This window comes from Bacillus sp. JZ34 (genome assembly GCF_053903205.1).
In genome coordinates this window covers 1,179,199-1,197,535 of record NZ_CP096403.1, presented here as the reverse complement: position 1 = coordinate 1,197,535, position 18,337 = coordinate 1,179,199, and the positions used below count along the sequence as shown (strand labels likewise).

Annotated in this window: 19 protein-coding genes; 4 read left to right on the top strand and 15 right to left on the bottom strand. The window is 45.0% G+C overall.

Annotated elements, in window-relative coordinates:
* Positions 1–43: 43 nt before the first annotated feature.
* From M1D90_RS06055 to sppA, 6 genes are all read right to left on the bottom strand, one after another.
* Positions 44–1,030, bottom strand: a complete 987-nt coding sequence (locus M1D90_RS06055; protein ID WP_020452579.1) for a class I SAM-dependent methyltransferase — start codon at positions 1,028–1,030, stop codon at positions 44–46.
* An 85-nt stretch (positions 1,031–1,115) separates the two neighbouring features.
* Positions 1,116–1,619, bottom strand: a complete 504-nt coding sequence (tpx, locus tag M1D90_RS06050; RefSeq protein WP_023855499.1) for a thiol peroxidase — start codon at positions 1,617–1,619, stop codon at positions 1,116–1,118.
* A gap of 137 nt (positions 1,620–1,756) precedes the next feature.
* On the bottom strand, positions 1,757–2,215 hold the full coding sequence (ytfJ, locus tag M1D90_RS06045) for a GerW family sporulation protein (RefSeq protein WP_020452581.1): 459 nt from the start codon (positions 2,213–2,215) through the stop codon (positions 1,757–1,759).
* Positions 2,216–2,227: 12 nt separating this feature from the next.
* Entirely contained in the window at positions 2,228–2,911 is a 684-nt protein-coding gene (locus M1D90_RS06040; RefSeq protein ID WP_020452582.1) for a DUF2953 domain-containing protein, read from the bottom strand.
* Positions 2,912–3,030: 119 nt separating this feature from the next.
* Entirely contained in the window at positions 3,031–3,549 is a 519-nt protein-coding gene (locus M1D90_RS06035) for an RDD family protein (protein WP_026579078.1), read from the bottom strand.
* A gap of 15 nt (positions 3,550–3,564) precedes the next feature.
* On the bottom strand, positions 3,565–4,572 hold the full coding sequence (sppA, locus tag M1D90_RS06030; RefSeq protein WP_079289271.1) for a signal peptide peptidase SppA: 1,008 nt from the start codon (positions 4,570–4,572) through the stop codon (positions 3,565–3,567).
* A 193-nt stretch (positions 4,573–4,765) separates the two neighbouring features.
* Here sppA and M1D90_RS06025 point away from each other — a divergent pair, with 193 nt between their 5' ends.
* A complete protein-coding gene (locus M1D90_RS06025) occupies positions 4,766–5,563 on the top strand; it encodes an NAD kinase (protein ID WP_020452585.1) in 798 nt (265 codons plus the stop codon).
* A gap of 17 nt (positions 5,564–5,580) precedes the next feature.
* Here the strand turns inward: M1D90_RS06025 and M1D90_RS06020 are convergent, their stop codons facing one another.
* From M1D90_RS06020 to M1D90_RS05995, 6 genes are all read right to left on the bottom strand, one after another.
* On the bottom strand, positions 5,581–5,712 hold the full coding sequence (locus M1D90_RS06020; RefSeq protein ID WP_023855500.1) for a hypothetical protein: 132 nt from the start codon (positions 5,710–5,712) through the stop codon (positions 5,581–5,583).
* Between the two features lie 124 nt (positions 5,713–5,836).
* Complete coding sequence (locus M1D90_RS06015; RefSeq protein ID WP_128823554.1) at positions 5,837–6,265, bottom strand: MarR family winged helix-turn-helix transcriptional regulator; 429 nt, start codon at positions 6,263–6,265, stop codon at positions 5,837–5,839.
* A 25-nt stretch (positions 6,266–6,290) separates the two neighbouring features.
* Positions 6,291–7,889, bottom strand: coding sequence for an acyl-CoA synthetase MbcS (gene mbcS, locus M1D90_RS06010; protein ID WP_243456965.1), 1,599 nt, complete (start codon positions 7,887–7,889; stop codon positions 6,291–6,293).
* A gap of 133 nt (positions 7,890–8,022) precedes the next feature.
* Entirely contained in the window at positions 8,023–8,235 is a 213-nt protein-coding gene (locus M1D90_RS06005) for an alpha/beta-type small acid-soluble spore protein (RefSeq protein WP_003184396.1), read from the bottom strand.
* A gap of 111 nt (positions 8,236–8,346) precedes the next feature.
* On the bottom strand, positions 8,347–9,552 hold the full coding sequence (gene thiI, locus M1D90_RS06000) for a tRNA uracil 4-sulfurtransferase ThiI (protein ID WP_128823556.1): 1,206 nt from the start codon (positions 9,550–9,552) through the stop codon (positions 8,347–8,349).
* 7 nt (positions 9,553–9,559) lie between these two features.
* Positions 9,560–10,705: a cysteine desulfurase family protein gene (locus M1D90_RS05995; RefSeq protein WP_020452589.1), complete on the bottom strand. Its 1,146-nt coding sequence runs from the start codon at positions 10,703–10,705 to the stop codon at positions 9,560–9,562.
* 194 nt (positions 10,706–10,899) lie between these two features.
* On the opposite strand from M1D90_RS05995, the gene brnQ reads away from it, so the two are divergent.
* Positions 10,900–12,237, top strand: a complete 1,338-nt coding sequence (brnQ, locus tag M1D90_RS05990; protein ID WP_020452590.1) for a branched-chain amino acid transport system II carrier protein — start codon at positions 10,900–10,902, stop codon at positions 12,235–12,237.
* Between the two features lie 107 nt (positions 12,238–12,344).
* Here the strand turns inward: brnQ and ezrA are convergent, their stop codons facing one another.
* On the bottom strand, positions 12,345–14,039 hold the full coding sequence (gene ezrA / locus M1D90_RS05985; RefSeq protein ID WP_039072913.1) for a septation ring formation regulator EzrA: 1,695 nt from the start codon (positions 14,037–14,039) through the stop codon (positions 12,345–12,347).
* Positions 14,040–14,225: 186 nt separating this feature from the next.
* On the opposite strand from ezrA, the gene hisJ reads away from it, so the two are divergent.
* Positions 14,226–15,038: a histidinol-phosphatase HisJ gene (hisJ, locus tag M1D90_RS05980; protein ID WP_020452592.1), complete on the top strand. Its 813-nt coding sequence runs from the start codon at positions 14,226–14,228 to the stop codon at positions 15,036–15,038.
* On the opposite strand, the gene refZ is transcribed toward hisJ, so the two are convergent.
* A complete protein-coding gene (gene refZ / locus M1D90_RS05975) occupies positions 15,031–15,669 on the bottom strand; it encodes a forespore capture DNA-binding protein RefZ (protein ID WP_020452593.1) in 639 nt (212 codons plus the stop codon). The genes hisJ and refZ overlap by 8 nt on opposite strands.
* Before the next feature lie 129 nt (positions 15,670–15,798).
* Here refZ and M1D90_RS05970 point away from each other — a divergent pair, with 129 nt between their 5' ends.
* The gene (locus tag M1D90_RS05970) at positions 15,799–16,293 is read left to right on the top strand and encodes a GAF domain-containing protein (protein WP_065643625.1); all 495 of its coding nucleotides are present in this window, start codon (positions 15,799–15,801) and stop codon (positions 16,291–16,293) included.
* Between the two features lie 13 nt (positions 16,294–16,306).
* Here the strand turns inward: M1D90_RS05970 and M1D90_RS05965 are convergent, their stop codons facing one another.
* Positions 16,307–18,007 (bottom strand): sensor domain-containing diguanylate cyclase, encoded by a 1,701-nt coding sequence (locus M1D90_RS05965; RefSeq protein ID WP_065643624.1) that lies wholly within the window; start codon positions 18,005–18,007, stop codon positions 16,307–16,309.
* Positions 18,008–18,337: the final 330 nt, after the last annotated feature.

The window sequence follows — 18,337 nt, the reverse complement described above, 5'->3', positions numbered from 1 at the left end:
TGAATATAAAAACAGATCAGAGAATATATCTTCTCTGATCTGCTTATCTTTTTTCAGCTTGAAACCAGTTGTCGAGTTTGGCTGTCATTTTCAGCATCGCATCCTGATTGGCGAATGATGGAACTTGTGCAAGCAGAACTTGTTTAGGCGCTTTCGCCTGTTCGCCATGCTTTTGTAAAACCAAAATGCTCTTCGCGTGTGCCTCATCTTTGAAAATCGACAGCGGAAGCTGAAGCACTGCATTAATATACGCATTGTCCTTTAAAAAGGTACGCAGCTTTTCGCTTTGGCTGCTTTCGAACAATTGGTTCGGAATCATAAAAAATAAATAGCCGCCCGGTTTCGTATAGGTCAAGCTTTGTTCAATAAACAAATGGTGTGAAAAAGAATGGCCTTCATCTGCCTTTAATTCGAAAGCGCGCGCGCTTTCGTCATCAGGATAATATCCGACGGGAAGATCGCAAATGACCGCATCGGCAGGCTCCATAAAAATCGGCTGCAGGCTGTCCTGGTTAAAAAGCTCGATTTCCTTTTCCTGCAGGTTTGCCTGGACATAGGCGAGCTTGATCAGAACGTCATCAATCTCTGAGCCGAACGCTTTTCCGGCTTCACCGGCCAGCTGGTTCAAGACGGCAAGCAGCAGGTTTCCAGTGCCGACCGCCGGATCAAACAGCGTCAATTCTTTTTTGGGTCCGATGAATTTGTTCACCAGATATCCGATAAATAAACCGATTGTATCGGGCGTCATCTGCCGGTTCGGATGGGGAATATCTTTCTGGCCTTTCAAGATGGCAAGCTGGAAGGCTTTTCGGATCGCCTCATGGCTGCATTCTGAAAAACGCGCACGGCCGAGCAGATCCTTCACCTTTTGTTCGGCTTTTTCGGAAAGCCCGCGGTCCGCGGACCCTGTAAAGAATGCCTCTCCTGCTTCCGCCAATCCTTCTATGTAAGGGATCTGCAGGTCACGTGCGATGATTTCCGCTCCTTTGTCAAGCCATTCATAAATCGTTTCGACTGGATAGTTTTGCATGATGATGTCTCTCCTTATCAAAAAATCAAAGCCATGAAAAGAGCTCCGGCAAGATGATCACCTGGAGCCCTTTTATGAGTTGAATTTACTTAACGAGTGATTTGGCAGCTTCGATGGCTTTGTCATAGTCCGGGTGGTTTGTCGCTTCGCTGACGTATTCAGTGTAGACGACTTTTCCGTTTTCATCTAACACAAATACGGCGCGGGCAAGCAATCTCAATTCTTTAATGTAAAGCCCGAATGCTTCCCCAAAAGACATTTCCCTATGATCTGACAATGTTTCCACATTTTCAATTCCGTTTGCTCCGCACCAGCGAGCCTGTGCAAACGGCAGATCCGCGCTGATCGTATACACTTTCACTGAACCGAGGCCTGCGGCTTCTTCGTTAAAGCGGCGGGTCTGCGCGTCACAAACACCTGTATCGATAGACGGAATCACCGAAATAACAGCTGGTTTGCCTTTAATGTCTTGAAGCGTGACTTCCTCAAGCGAATTGGACAAAACAGTGAAATCAGGCGCCTGGTCTCCGACTTTCACTTCTGAACCTACCAGTGTCACCGGGTTTCCTTTAAATGTAATTGAAGCCATCATCATTCCTCCTTCATTTATGTATGACTCTACTATAAAAGAGTTTAGGACAAACTGCAAAGCTTAAGTCCGGCCGAGACAAAAAAAGTTAACTGCTGCAGGAACAGTTAACTTCTGTGGCCGGAAAGCCGAAGCTTTTAAAATGGAGGCGTCTGGTTTTGGCGGTTCATATTTTGCTTTTGCTTATCGTTTTTCTTAAACATATGCTGAATCCGTTCGATCGTTTGCGGGGCTGCGTCTAAAATCTTATCGATGACGTGCGTGTTTTCATCCAAATGCAGGATTTTAACGCCTGATGATCCGACAATCAAAAAAGCAATCGGCGTAATCGATACGCCTCCCCCGCTTCCCCCGCCAAACGGGAGCTTCGATTCTTTTCGTTCACGATCTCCATCGCTCGCTTTGGATTCGGCCGGTTTATTTCCGCCGAACTCGCTTCCGCCAGCCGCAAAACCGAATCCCACTCTGGAGACGGTTAGGATGACGCTGCCGTCAGGTGTTTCTACAGGATCTCCGATAATGGTATTGACATCGATCATTTCCTTTAAATTTTCCATTGCGGTTTTCATCAAACCTTGAATTGGATGTTCAGCCATATTCCATTCCTCCTATACTGATGAATCATTCTTTGTTGAACCTGACAGATTTTTTGGCAGCTTAAATAAGCCGCGCATTTTCCCTTTCCAGTTCATCACGATTCTAAAAGCTGCGGTTATAGCATGGCCAACGCGAAAATGGAATATACATGTCAGATGCGTTTTAGAGGAGCGGCTGTTAAAGACTGGAATCACTTCGTATTCCGGCTGGCTGTCAAAGCAAAAAATCTGATGCAAGAGAGCCATTGTGCCGGCTTTCAGAGACCAGGCGCCTCCCGTGACGATTCCGGTTAAAGCGGCATCAGGAAAGCCGAGGACTGAGGTCCATTCGAGCTTCGTGATGTGAATCCGCTTCATAAATCGGCGGATAAGCGGCTGCAGATTGATGACCTGTTCCACCAATTTTTTGATTTGCTTCGTATTATCGAACACTTCCCGATAGCCGACTTTTCTCCTCTTTTTATCGTTTTTTAGAGCCGTATTCGTCTGTTCTTTTACATCAACGGTCATATCCTGCTGATTGATTTTAATCACCGGAATTTCCTTTTTGAAGCGCAGAAGCCCAAAACCTGTTCGAACTTTAAAGGTCAGCCGGTCGTCATCGTCTGTATGAAGATATTCGATCGCGATGCGGATTTTCATCATCATTAACGCTGCCAAAAGAAGGAATACTCCCGCAATCCATATGTAAATCATGATTTCACTTCCTCTTATACTAATCATTATAGGAAGAAATTTGAAAAATAAACATAGACGGAGCTTATTCCAGGCAGCAAAAAAACCCGGCTGTCTTTCAGCAGCCGGGTTTGATACGCTCAGTCTTTTTTTCGATACAGCTTTTCATGAATAACCGCCGTGTCCGCAAAGAAATCGTGAATCCCCTGTTTCTTTGGCGAAAATGCAGCAACGAGATACGTAATATACAAACTGTTGATATAGCGGCCGATAAGCTCCCTAAACAAGATCACATCCCATGTCAGCCCTTTTTCCGGGACAAGCGACACGACCTTCAGCCCGAATACCATCTTGCCCAACGTCTGTCCGAAATACTTCGTCATCAGGACGAAATAAGCGAAAAATACTGCCGCCGTCACAAAAGAATAAAGCGAAAAGGTGAAAAACCCTGATTCTTTAGGGAGATTCAGCAGGCTGAAAACAGGTGAAACCGCTAATTTGTTGATGCTGCCGACAACAATCCCGTCGAGCAGAAAGGCAAACAGCCTGATCCAAAAACCGGCATATGCATGCTCTACATGCGGGGCCGATTCTTCCCTGGAAACACCGGCGTCCGGTGATAATTCATTATGATCCTTTCCATCATAAGTCACATCCATTTTTTCGGTCCCCTCCTATTTAGCGTATAAATACATGAGTCTCGGTGCGCCGGATTGAGAAATTGATTCTTTAATGTTTAAGAAATCGGCTTCGCTTTTAAACATCTTATTTGCAGTCATCGAAAAGAGCGACGCAAGGCCGGCCGATTCTTCATAGCTGACAACAGACGCTCCGGCAAGGTTTTTGTGGTCTTTTTTCATCGCTTTGACCGCATCCTCATAGTAGCCGAGCTCATCAATGAGATGGTTCTGTTTCGCCTGGCGGCCGTCATAAACGCGTCCGTCGGCAATTTTTTTCACGTCATTTTCGGACATGCTGCGTCCTTCGGCTATAACATCGACAAATCCTTCGTACGCGTCATCGACCATTGACTGCATGATTTCTCTTTCTTTTTTCGTCATATCGCGCGTCGGTGACATGATGTCTTTAAACTCACCGCTTTTGATCGTTTCCGTTTTCAATCCAAGCTTTTCTGCAAGCTTGCTGTAGTTAAGGCTTTCCATGATGACCCCTAGTGAACCCGTCAGCGTGTCCGGCGCTGCAAAGATTTTGTCGGCAGGCGTTGAAATGTAATAGCCTCCAGATGCAGCCATCGAGCCCATTGATACGTAAATCGGTTTTTTCGTATCTTTTTTGATCTCTTCAAGCTTCTTATGTATTTCGGCGCTTTCGTATACTCCGCCACCCGGAGAATTGACGCGCAGAATAATGCCCTTTACAGCAGAGTCGTCTTTTGCTTTTTCAAGCATTTGCAAAAACGATCTGTGGTTATAGCCTTCAGAGCTGAACAAGCCAGAAGCGCCGCCATTGTCGGAAATCGTTCCGTTCACTTCAAGCACGGCGATTTTTCTTGAGCTGTTTCCTTCTTCAAGCACCGTTTCTTCCTGGGTGTCATTAAGGCCAAACTGCATCTTTCCGTCATTCCCCATCGTGTCAAATACTGCTAGCAAAAGGCTCACCACCGCAGATAACGCAAAAACGCCCAGCGCGATGACAAGTGCGATCCATCTTTTCGCATTCATTTTGTCTGTTCTCCTCCTTTGAATAAAAAAAGCTGCATGTCTTAGTACGTATATGAAGAGAAAAAGTTCAGTATGATGCCGCTTCATATACAAGAAGTTTTTGGACATGGTAAACTAAGGGTCACAGGTCATTTTAACATACATGTTAGATGGCAGAAAAATCTAAACTTAACAGACAAAGGGGAGAATGATTGTGACAGACCGCCGGAACATTTATTTCTTTTACAAAAAAAGCGAAGAAACCGACGAGCAGTGCAAAAAACTGAAACACCTTGCAGAAGAACACGGATTTCGCGTCGTTCACCACCACAATGAAGCCAATATTATCGCAAGCATCGGCGGCGACGGGACATTTTTGCAGGCGGTTCGAAAGACGAATTTCAGGGATGACTGCCTGTACGTAGGCGTGGCCAAAAAGGGGAAAGCTCATTTGTATGCGGATTTTAATATACATGATACCGATAAAATGATTGAAGCGACAAACTCTGAACAAATCGAGGTCAGAAAATATCCGCTGATCGATGTAACCGTTGACGGGACAAGCTTTCAATGTCTGAATGAGGTATCCATCCGTTCAAGCATTATTAAAACATTTGTGATGGACGTTTATATTGATGATCTTCACTTTGAAACATTCCGCGGGGACGGAATGATCGTGTCCACTCCGACCGGAAGCACCGCGTATAACAAATCGGTTGAAGGGGCCGTCGTTGATCCGCTGCTTCCATGCATACAGGTGACAGAGCTCGCTTCATTGAACAACAACACATACAGAACACTCGGATCTCCGTTTATTTTAAGTGCGGATCGAAAGCTGACATTAAAAATCGTCCAAGACGGGAACGACTATCCGATCATCGGCCTTGATAACGAAGCCTTCAGTACGATGCATGTAAAAGAAGTCGAAGTCAGCCTCTCGGGCAAGATGATCAAAACCATTAAATTAAAAGACAATTCATTTTGGGAAAAAGTAAGGCGCACATTTCTATAATTTTGAAAACCTTTTCATTAATAAAGAGCGGGATGTTCTTCCTGCTCTTTTTTGCGGTTGTTTATCACGAAATTTTCATTTCCGCATTCATGCCGGGTAGCAAGCACTTTGGCGGACGAATTTAATATCGACACATCGGATTGCCTCAAAAGTGCTCCTCCTTCCGGTTTTTATATATCGTATTACAAGTTGTATTACGCATCCTTTTTTCTATAAATCAACAGATTAAAAAGAAAAAGGCTGGTGATCGTCTGACCAACAGCCTTTAGCCGATTATTTGCTCCACTTTTTAAAATCCTGATTCAGTCTGATCAAATGAGTTTCCAATGTGCTCAGTTCTTCTTTTGTCCAGTCTTGAAGAACCTCCGTGTATACATGAAAGCGAGCCTTTTGCACTTTTTTCAGAGTATCAATGCCCTCCGAAGTCATTTCTACAAGGCTGATCCGGCCGTTGTTGGGATCGGGAAAACGCCTGATGAGCTTTTTCCGTTCCAATGCTGCAACCTGTCTGCTCGCTGTCGAAAGATTCAGCATTAAGGTTTCAGCCAGCGAGTTGATGGCAAGAGGACTTTGCTTATCAAGCTCGCTTAACAGCAGATATTCCGAGCGGTCCAGACTTCCGAACCGCGGACTGTAGGCCGTCGTCAGACGGACTAAAAGCGCGATTTCTTTCTCGATGTTTCGGAGTGAGTCATGCCCCAAAGGATATTCCCCCCCTCTTGTGTGGTTATTCAGCTTTTGTTTTAAGAACGATTTCCCGTTGTCTTAGTTCAAAGCGCTTAATTTTCGCCGATGGCGTTTTCGGCAGTTCTTCGATGAATTCTATCTCCCGGGGGTATTTATAAGGGGCCGTCATGGCTTTTACATGGTTTTGCAATTCCTTTGTCAGTTGTTCATTTCCGCGGGATCGATCCTTTAAGACAACATATGCTTTCACGATCGATCCCCTGATTTCGTCAGGGCTTGCCACAACAGCACATTCTTTGACCTCAGGATGCTTGATCAGTGCATCTTCAACTTCAAACGGGCCGATTGTATATCCTGAACTGATGATCACATCGTCATTGCGGCTTTCAAACCAGAAATAGCCGTCTTCATCCTTTCGCGCCTTATCCCCTGTTATAAAGTAATCTCCTCTTCTTTGGCGGAGCGTTCGTTCTTGATCTTTGTAATATTCTTTAAAGAGTGCCGGCGTGCTTAAGTGGACGGCGATATCGCCCGTTACGCCCGGCGGACAGCTCTTTCCATTCCCGTCTATAATATCAACCAGGTTTCCAGGCGTCGGTTTTCCCATGCTTCCAGGCTTGATTTTCATTCCTTTTAAAATCCCCACCAACAGCGTGCTTTCCGTTTGTCCGTATCCGTCCCGCACATCAATATGAAAATGCTTTTTAAATGTATCAATGACTTCCCTGTTCAACGGCTCCCCGGCCGAAACAGCGCTGTGCAGCGAAGACAGGTCAAAGCGGGACAAATCATTGACTTTCGCCATGAATCGATATTCTGTCGGCGTACAGCATAGCACATTGATTTGATGGCGCTCAATCAGCTGCAAATACGTTTCCGGCGTAAATTTCCCGTGATAGATAAAGCCGGCTGCACCGCTGCCGAGCACTGCTAAAAACGGGCTCCATACCCATTTTTGCCAGCCCGGCCCCGCTGTTGCCCAGACGAGATCCCCTTCTGAAATGTCAAGCCATGCGGAAGCTGTTGTTCTTAAGTGAGCATAAGCCCAGCCGTGTGTATGTACAACTCCTTTTGGCTGACCGGTCGTGCCTGATGTGTAAGATAAAAATGCGATGTCATCGCGAGAGGTATCAGCCGCTTGAAAATCCGCGGCAACGGCCTGATTCATTTCTTCAAGCAGGTTGATCCACCCTTCTCTGCTTTCTCCGACGGCAAATAACGACAGCTCATCTTTTGCTTGAACATCTAGAAAAGCATCAAGAAATGCTGAATATACGACGGCTCCTTTGACGCCGGCATGCTTGATCCTGTAATCCAAGTCTTTCGCCCGGAGCATTTCGGAACATGGGATGACCACCATTCCGGCTTTTAAAATGGCCATGTAGACGGCATACGTCTCCGGAATCCGCGGCATCATCACGATAAGCTTGTCACCTTTTTCCAGTCCAGAACGGGTCAATATGCCGCCGATTTTGTAAGCCCTTTCAATTAATTTTTCATAAGTCCAAGACACTTGACGTCCTGATTCATCTTCCCAGATCAAAGCGGTTTTATCACGGGAAGATTTAAATTTTTCAATTTCATCAACCGCGTTATACTTCTCCGGCGCAATCAAATCTTCTCTTCTCAACCCATCCATCTCCTTGTCTTGTGCCATCTTTTTATTATACATAATCCTTTCATACAATTGTATTCCGAAATGCCTATTTTGCAGAACATAAAAAAGAGTGGGGATTAAACCCCACCCATTATCCATTGCTTTTTAATTTTAATTATTGTTGTGTTCCACCCATTTGCTGTTGAGCGAAAGAAACTAAACGCTTAGTGATTTCTCCTCCAACTGAACCGTTTGCACGAGAAGTAGTTTCTGCTCCAAGGTTAACGCCAAATTCAGAAGCGATTTCGAATTTCATTTGGTCGATAGCTTGAGCAGCACCAGGAACCAATAGTTGGTTAGAACTGCTTTGTCTGTTGTTTTGAGCCATGTGTTCTCACCTCCTTGTGAGTATAGATTGTGTAAAAACACATGACTTCATACAAAGAATGTTTGGTAATTGTATGCAAAAACAGACAAAGGCGTTTGATCGAATATTCCTTTAGAAAAAGTCCGCAAATTGATCTTTCGTTTCCGCTTTGCTGCTCAAAACAATCGTTTCTGTGTTCTCTACAGCTTCGTTGATGAGCGGTTCGAAATCTGTGTAGCTTTCAAAGTGTTCGATTTTTTCTTTTTTCGGACGCGTTTTCGGCGCAGAAGGCGTGAAGATCGTGCAGCAGTCTTCGTACGGACGTATGCTGATATCGTACGTATCGATTTCCTTCGCTTTTTCGATGATTTCCGTCTTATCCATGCAGATTAAAGGGCGCAAAACCGGCGTGCTCGTGACCGCGTTGATGGCATACATGCTTTCGAGCGTCTGGCTTGCCACCTGGCCGAGGCTTTCTCCTGTAAAAACGGCAAGCGCGTTATGTCGTTCGCGCAGTTTGTCGGCGATCTGCAGCATCAGCCTTCTGGTCGCCGTCATGGAATAGTTTTCGGGAATCTGCTTTTGAATGAGCTCTTGGGTTTTCGTAAACGGAACGATATGAAGCTTGATGTCTCCGCCGAAAGCCGTAAGGCGTTTAGTGAGATCAATCACTTTTTGCTTGGCCCGTTCGCTTGTATATGGCGGGCTGAAAAAGTGAACAGCTTCGATCTCAAGCCCGCGCTTCATGGCATAGAACCCGGCAACAGGGCTGTCAATTCCGCCGGATATCATAAGCATCGCTTTTCCTCCGCTTCCGACCGGCAGTCCGCCCGCACCTTTTTCATCCCGGAATGTCAAATACGTAGCATCTTCCCGAATTTCGATCCGCAAATGGATGTCCGGGGAATGAACGTCAACGGTAAGATCATCGGTGTTGCGCAAAATGTGTCCGCCGATTTCGGCATTCATCTCATTTGTATTTAATTCAAACTGCTTGTAAGCCCTTTTCGTCGATACTTTAAAGGTATCTCCGGGCTTGTATTGTTCTTGAACAGACGCGAGCGCCGTCTCTTTAATGCTTTCCAGATCTGTCCGGCACTTCACGGCAAGACTGAACGATTGGATGCCGAAAACGTTTTTCAGACGGGCCATTACGGCTTCCGCGTCTTCTCCGTTTAATACGAGAGTCATTCTGTCACGTGTTGACTCATAACGGACGTTGCGGAAATCGCGCAAGACCATTTTGATATTTCTTTTCAGGCGATCGACAAAAAGCTTTCTGTTCTTTCCTTTTGTTGAAATTTCGCCAAATCTGATTAAAATATAGTCTTCATTCATTGTGTCTCTACCTCATAATTCCTTTTAGTTTGTGTAAACTTTCTTTTAAGGCCGTCATAAACGGGCCGACAATCTCCTGATTGTCCCGGTATGTCATACTGATTCTGATGCTGCTTGCCGCTGCATCTTCACCTTTTCCCATTGCTAAAAGCACCTTGCTCGGCTTATGCTGTTTTGAAGAGCATGCTGATGTCGTCGATACGAAAATACCCCGCTCTTCTAGCATATGCAAAAGGACCTCGGCCTTCAATCCCGGCACGGAAAAATTAATGATATGCGGCGCGCTGTTTTCTTCCGGCGTATTTAATATAACACCTTTTAGCTCTTTTAGCTCCTTGATAAAAGCCAATTTTGCCGCCTTTATTTCTTCTATATAATGGTTATAATCCTGTTTTGACATATTGATCGCTTTTGCAAGCGTAACAGCGCCGGCGGTATTTTCAGTTCCGGCACGCCTGTTGTTCTGCTGTTCTCCTCCGGAAATCAAAGGAAAAAGCGAAATCCGTTCGTTCAGAATGAGCGCTCCTGTTCCTTTTAAGCCGTGAAATTTATGGCCCGATATCGTACAAAGGTCAATGTCCGCCCCGGAGATGTCCAGCGGAACCTTGTTAATGCCTTGAACGTGATCAACGTGAAAGTATGCCCTTGTGTTTTCTTTTACGATTTTGCCGATGTCTTCCACAGGCTGGATGACACCTGTTTCATTGTTGACGTGCATGATGCTCACCAGAATCGTGTCTTTGCGGAGCGCTTGTTTCAGATCTTCAAGCGAAACAAATCCGCGGCTGTCGACAGGAAGATATGTAACCTCAAAGCCGAAGGCTGTCTTCAGCTGCTCCAAAGATTCCGTCACAGACGGATGTTCAATGGAGGAAGCAATGATATGTTTTCCTTTTTGCATATGGGCCAAAGCAATGCCTTTCAGCGCCATGTTGTTGGCTTCTGAAGCCCCGGACGTAAACACGATATCATGACTTTTTAGCGAAAGCGCCGTTTTGATCTGTTTCCGCGCTTCTGAAAGCAATTGATCCGCTTCAATGCCGTGGCGGTGCAGTGACGACGGGTTGCCGAAGAAGCGCTGATTTACTTGTTCATAAATTTGTAATAATTCAGGATATGGTTTTGTTGTTGAACTATTATCAAGATAAATCATGATCTACTCCTTTAAAAATGAACGTTCTTTTTCATGACTGTATATGTTATCATATCAACTTGTAATTGAAAATTAAAAATAAATGTTTGACTTCTCTGATTTTTAAAATATAATAGTCTTTGGACTTTTGTCATATTATATCACGAAAATAAATTGACAGAAAATTTAAACAACAAACCAGGAGGTTCTTTTTAATGAAAACTTCACTATCCGCTAAGGAAACGACGGCGATTGGACTTATGCTGTTCGCCCTCTTTTTCGGAGCGGGAAATATGATTTTTCCTCCCCAGCTCGGTCAAGCTGCCGGAGAGAATGTTTGGCCGGCTATCATCGGATTCTTGCTGACAGGCGTCGGTCTTCCGCTGCTCGGCGTCATCGCGGTTGCTCTAAAAGGGAGTGCAAAAGGCCTAGCTGACAAAGCCCATCCGGTCTTCGGCACGATATTAATCGTCAGCATTTATTTGACGATCGGACCTTTGTTTGCTATTCCGAGGACAGGAAATGTTTCATACGTGATAGCGGTGGAGCCGTTTTTAGGGAAACATTCATCAAGTCTTTATCTGTTTATCTTTACCCTGATATTTTTCGGAATCACTTATTTCCTGGCTTTAAACCCAAGCAAGCTTGTTGACCGCATCGGTAAAATTTTAACACCGATATTATTGACTGTAATCGCAATATTAGTCATCAAAGCGTTTATCACCCCGATGGGCAGCATCGGCTCTGTGACAGAGGCCTATCAATCCGCACCTCTGTTTGTTGGATTTTTAGAAGGATATAAAACGATGGATGCGATCGCTTCAATCGTATTTGGAATTGTCGTTATTACCGCGATTAAAGACCGCGGCGTTACAAATCCAAAGTCAATCGCCGCTTCATGCATCAAAGCGGGGATCGTCGCTGCAGTCGGTCTCGGACTCGTTTATGTTTCTCTCGCTTATTTAGGGGCGACAAGTGTTGAAACCGTCGGTTCGCTCAACAACGGCGGCGAAATATTGTCCAAAGCTTCCGCGTATTTATTCGGCTCGCTTGGAAATGCCGTGCTAGGTATCGCGATTTTGTTCGCCTGTCTGACGACGAGCGTCGGACTCGTTTCCTCTTGCGGAGAGTATTTTTCAAAGCTGATTCCGAAGCTCTCTTACAAAGCTGTTGTCATCATCGTGACGCTTTTCAGCCTTGTGATTGCCAATTTCGGACTGACAGAAATCATCTCGTTTTCAGTTCCGATTCTGTCGGCGATTTATCCGCTTGCGATCGTCGTCGTTTTGCTCTCTTTCATTGACAAGCTGTTTGCTGAACGACGCGAAGTCTATATCGGTGCCCTTATCCCGACTGGAATTTTAAGCATCATCGACGGATTAAACGCGGCGAAAATTCCGCTGGGTCCGGTAAACGATATCTTAAAAGCGAACATCCCGCTGTTCAGCATGGGTGTCGGCTGGGTCATTCCGGCTGTTATCGGCGCGGTGATCGGTTACATTGTGACATTTTTCATCGCTTCGCCGAAAGACAAATTAAAGAAAGTCAGCTGATCTTTTAAAAACCGGCTCTGTTTTTAAACAGGGCCGGTTTTTTTATTTTTCATTGCAGCTATAGACAAAAAAACCCGACACGCCTCTTCACGTGCCGGGTTTTTGCTCTATTCAGGCTGCTTCGCGTCCGCTGCAAGCCGGGCAACTGCTCCCGGCGACGCTTTTTCGACCGCTCTGGCGGCAATGTCGTAAGCCTCTTCATACTGATATGCATAAAAACTTTTCTCTGCTTCTTTCAGCTGTTCGGAAAGAATCCGGTCCTGGCTTCTGAAGCGGTTGCCATATTGGATGATGCGTTCGATCAGCAAAACCAGTTCAACCAGTTCATCCGTCTTTGTTTTCACTTCTGTGACAAGCTGTTCCGCCTCTTGAAGGCGTTCGTTCACCGCATCCATGTTCAGCGGCAGCTCATTCAGCTGTTCTGTCACTTTCTGCACAGTCGTTTGCGACTGCCGGATCTTTTCGGTTATGGCTTCCGGAATCCCTGGAACATTGCTTTTCTCCAGGCTCCGCGCCGTATCCTTGATCGTCTGCTTTAATTGCTTGAGAAGCTCTCTTGCCTGAAGCTCTTCTTTTCTCAGCATTTGCAGCATGTCTCTGTATTCGTCATGCTCCCGTTGAGCGGCTTCCATCTGCTTTTCGATATCCGCAAGCTCTTCTTTTAACAGCGAGTAGGCGACATGTTTCTGATCAAGCCTTTCTTTCACTTGTTCGAACTGCTTTTCGATCATTTCAAGGCGTTTTTCGTATGACTGCTGTTTCTCCAGTTCTCCGGTTGTCAGTCTGTAGCCTTTCTTGACTAGTTCGGTTTCAGCTTCGGTATCCTTTTTGGAGGCTTCAAGCTTTTCCAATGCAGCGGCAAGCTCAGGCACTTTCCCCAAAATTTCCTGCCCTGCTTCGACTTCATGCTCCAGCTGGTTATACAGCGTCTGGATCGTTTCATCAATCATCTGCACGATTGCGGCGGCTTCTTCTAAATCAAGTTCGTCCAAAAGCGCACCTTCAGCACGCTTCAATTCTTTCAAAAGATTTTCGAGCTCCTTCTCCACTTGAATATGATCGAGCTTGTACCCTTTATCGATCATTTCCTGATAGCCGGCTTTCAATTTGGCGAGTTCCTGCGGAACGGTCTGCTTGCAGCTTGCAAGCAGTTTCGGCACATCGTCTATGTATGATTGAAGCTCTTCAAGCAAACGGTCTTGGGCGAGCAGCACCTTTCTGGCTTCTATATAATTTCCGCCTTCTGTTTCCTCTTCAAACTGTTTAATCCCTTCCCACACGGTATCGAGGTCGGTTTCAATTTTCTCATAGAGGTCTCCGTACAGGTGACTGTATGCCAAAAGGTTTTTCCGCACTTTTGTATACCGTTCTTTTACCTCTTCGATTTCTTTGCGGTTCTGCTCTTCGCTCGAGACAAGATCGGCGATTTCCTTTAAGATGTCTTCAATGTTGGATTCAGCCGCTGATAAAAGATTCTCAATATGCGCGAGCACCTGTTTCGATTTTTGAAAACGGTATTTGTCGGCGCAATCCTCGGCTTCAAACAGAAGCTCTTCGACTTTGGGCATATGCGAGGTGACGATTTCATCCCATTCCCGGCGCCACCTTTCAAAGAATTCCTCAGTCTGCCCCGTCATTTTCAGATGCTTGATTTTTGACATCTCTTCCACGATCGATCGGTTCATGATTTCGATTTTCCAAGCTTCTAAACGGTCGATCTCTTTATATATATTTTTTCTGAATAAGTAGCCCGTAGCGAATAAGATTAAAAATAACGCCAGTAAGCCAATGACAAACTCCATAATGAGCCCCCTTGCTGTTTATCTGTTCTGTCAGGGTATGTATTTGAAATTGTTATGTAAAAATGAAGTTAAACTATCGTTTTCATTGTTCTTATGATACCATGTAACCAACATTTTTTGAGCAGAATTTTTAATTTTTTTACATCAAAGTGACAACATCTGACTATTTTTTTACGGGGTGACATCATGCTGAAACGAGACGGTCATGTTCATTCTCCCTTTTGTCCGCACGGATCAAAAGACGAATTCAGATATTATATAGAAGAATTATGCAAAAAAGGCTTCCGATCCGTATCCTTCACCGAGCATGCGCCGCTTCCGCCTTCATTCATGGATCCGACCCCGGAGAAAGACAGCGCCATGCCGATCTCCGAGCTGGACCGCTATATTGAACGGCTGACCGAACTGAAGGAAGAGTACAAAGGACAGCTCGACGTTTTAATCGGTCTTGAAGTCGATTATATCCGCACCTTTGAACACGAAACGAAAGCTTTTCTCGATCAATACGGCACGCATCTTGACGACAGCATTCTTTCCGTTCATTTTTTGCCGGCCGGATCATCGCACATCTGCCTTGACTACGATGAAAAAGCGTTTCAGCAGCTGATCGGCTGCTACGGCAGCACAGAACAGGTCTATCTCGCCTATTATGACGAAATTTATTCTTCCATTGTATCACCGCTGGGAGCATTTAAGCCAAAACGAATCGGCCACATTACGCTTGCGAAAAAATTTGTGAAGCTGTTTCCGTATTCGATGTCAGAAAGCGTCAGAAAATCGGTCTCCTCCTGTTTGGATGAAGCCGCAAAGCGCGGATACGAACTTGACTTTAATACGTCCGGCCTCCGCAAGCCTTATGCAGGCGACGTCTATATGGAAGAATGGATGATAAAAGAAGCGGAACAAAAAAACATCCCGCTTGTCTTTGGGTCTGATGCCCACCAAGCAGAGGATGCCGGATTTGGTTACGAACATTTTGAGAGCCGCTTGGCTAAATAACGGCGGCTTGCCGACCTTCTCTGTACAACAGACTGAGAAGCCATGTTTTGACTTCCTTGTAATACGCCTGATAAAAGTACGGCTCGTGCGGCTGTACATACAGCACTTCTGAAATATATTGAGGCTGCAGATAAGGCATCATTAAAAGCGACTTCAGCTGAATCATAAAATGGGAAAGGGGAAAACGGGAAAATTCATTGTCCTCATTTCCCTTTTCAATGATCAGGTGGAGAATGTACTTTTCTTTTGTTAAATATGTCGACATCACTTCGCGATTCAGTGTGGAATCAATCGTGACTTCGCGATAAACAAACCGAGTTAATTGACGGTGCTCATGCTGATACGATAGAATATCAAAAACCAATTGAAGAAGGCAATCCGTTGCACCTGCATCCGGAAGGCGTTCATAACCCTTTTCAAGGACTCTTAAATAGCCTTCATAAAAACGGGATATCAAATGCTCCATTAAACCGCCTTTTCCATTAAAATAATAGGAGATGTGGGCGACATTGACATTGGCTGCTCGGGCAATTTCGCGGACGGATGTTCCTGAAAAACCTTTTTGGTTGAACAGCTCCACGGCAGATTCGATGATCCTGTCCTTCGTGGTTGAAATAGCGTTTGATCCCATCTTGTTTCACCCCTTCTTACTTAAAACAATTCCACTTCAAGCGGAATTGTTCCTGTAAAAAGTGCTCGACAAATAGCATCACGGCAAGCGTGTTTTTGCCATTTCAAAGAAAAAGCGAGGGAAATTATCATGTTTCATGTCGAAAAAACAGAAGGCAGCAAAGAAAAAAAATACGAGCTTCTCCTCAAACAGATCGATGCGCTGACAGAAGGCGAACCTGATATGATCGCCAATACAGCAAACGCCTCCGCTCTTTTATATCAATCATTGGAAGACATCAACTGGGCGGGTTTTTATTTTGCCAAAGACGGCGAGCTTGTGCTCGGGCCGTTCCAGGGACTTCCTGCATGCGTAAGAATCCCGTTCGGGAAAGGCGTCTGCGGCACCGCTTATACAAACGGCCGGATCGAGCGCGTTGAAGATGTGAACGCGTTCCCCGGACACATTGCGTGTGATGCGGCATCCCAATCCGAAATCGTAGTTCCGCTTGAAGTTGACGGGAACATCATCGGGGTGCTCGATATCGACAGCCCGATTAAAAACCGCTTCGATGAAACAGATGAGTATTATTTGAAAAAGTTCACAGAGATGCTTGGAGAGCGTTTAAGCGAAAAGAGCCGGTAAATCCGGCTCTTTTTTAATGTGTCATAAACCTGTTTTTCCCGTTTCGCTTTGCATTGTACAGCGCGACATCCGCCTCTTTAAAAAGGCAGGTTAAAGATTTCGGACGATCTTGAGACCAATTGGATACCCCGCACGAAATCGTCACCTTTGGATCAGTGCATTCCCTGACAAGCGTAATCAGCCTCTCAGCAAGCATTTTACCGGTGTTCAGCCCTGCTTTCGGCAAGTATACCGCAAGCTCTTCTCCTCCCCACCTTGCTGCGACGTCCTGGTCGCGGATGTTTCGCTGGATCACCCTGGCGACTTGAATGAGAATATCATCGCCTTTCTGATGGCCGTACGTATCGTTAATCTGTTTAAAATCATCGATATCAATCAATACGAGTACGCCGCTCTCATCCGCTTTCATACTGTACCCGATTTTTTCATCGAAATAGCTTCTCGAGTAAAGCTCTGTCAAACGGTCTGTTTGAACAAGATACTTCAGCCGGTCGCGCAGCATCAAATTCGACACGGCGAGCGTGGAATGCCTGATCAGCGTCTGAAACAGCTTAAACATTTCAAATGAAAAAGAGCAGACGTTTTTTTTCAATACGATGACAAATCCTTTGTTTTCATTATTCTCCAGCATCGGAACGCCCATTAATGAAGCATAACCGTCATTTCCAAAAAACGAAGAACCGTTTCCGACAAATACCCCGTTTTCCTCTGAAATCTTTTCTTTAACATAGCGGATATATGGAAGGGCCGCATCCGTCTGAAAAAAACTGGTGCTTCCCGGCAGCAGGGTTTCCTCGTCCAAATGATTTTTATAAAAAAAGCCCACCTCTTCGGCGCCAAATGAACTGATCAGCCTTTCGGACAAACTCTTCATCATATCAGGGAGGCGTTTCGTCCGGTTCAGCTGATGCGATGTTTCATTAATCAGCTCCAAATTTGAAATCATATTCTGCGACTGTTCGTAAAGCCGGGAATTTTCAAATGCTTTCCCTGCCGCATTCGAAATAATGCATATATCCGCTGCCGTATCGGCAGCCCCTGGTCCAAAAGCCTTCAAAACGCCATACGTTCCCTGCCGGCCTTTAATCGGAATGTAAACTTCCGATTCATTTTTGCTCTTCGCCTGTCCTGATAAGTATGCCTCTAAGGCGAAAGAATCGGTCGATTCGCTTTGCACATCTAACTCTATCGCAGGAAGGCTGATGTATTGGTCCTCGTCGTATGACAAGAAAAGACAATATGCCAAAAAAGGAAAAACACCCCTCAAACTTTCAACCATTGTCTTGAGCACCTGCTCCTGATCCATCAGCTCATGCAGCAGCGCCGTCTTTTCATAAATCTTTGTTTTATTGAGCTCCTCATGAAATAATGCATCAAGTTTCAGACAATGCATTAAAAACAGGAGGATGGATTCAGCAAGACGTTCTGGTACTTTATGATTCTTTTGACACAAAAGTTCTATATATTTGCTGTTTTCTTCTATTGTTATAATGATATAATAATCATTAACTCGGCTGATCTGGCCGCTTTGGCCGTTCGCTCCCTGCGGACTTGAAGAAGGACGCAATGTAAGAGATATAAACGAAAAAAATGACTCTGCTGCCGCTTTTAGCCAGGCAACAGAGTCATCGTACGAGACGGCCGGCTTTTTTAAAAGAAATTGGAACAGCTTCTGATGAAAAGACAGATATAGGTCTTCAGTTTGTTTATTCATGGTCATCACCTTAAAAAAATCCGTTTTATGTATTTTATTTTCCTGATTATATCATAAAAAACAGGACTTTATACTTATTAACGATTCAGGCTCTTTGGGACAGTCCATGAATGGTTGACTTTGCACAGCGGACATTATATAATCTTCTTTGTGTGAAATAATGCAGCCTTTTTGTTCTGCTTCTGTGTTTCATTTTGTTCCTTATCTATTAAGGTGTATCGTGTAACTCTTTGCTGCTGGAGCGAGGATACATGAAAACAAAATGGACATGGCTGAATTGAACAGATGGGTTTTATTTTCACAAAAATAAAACCAAAGGAGGAGTCACAT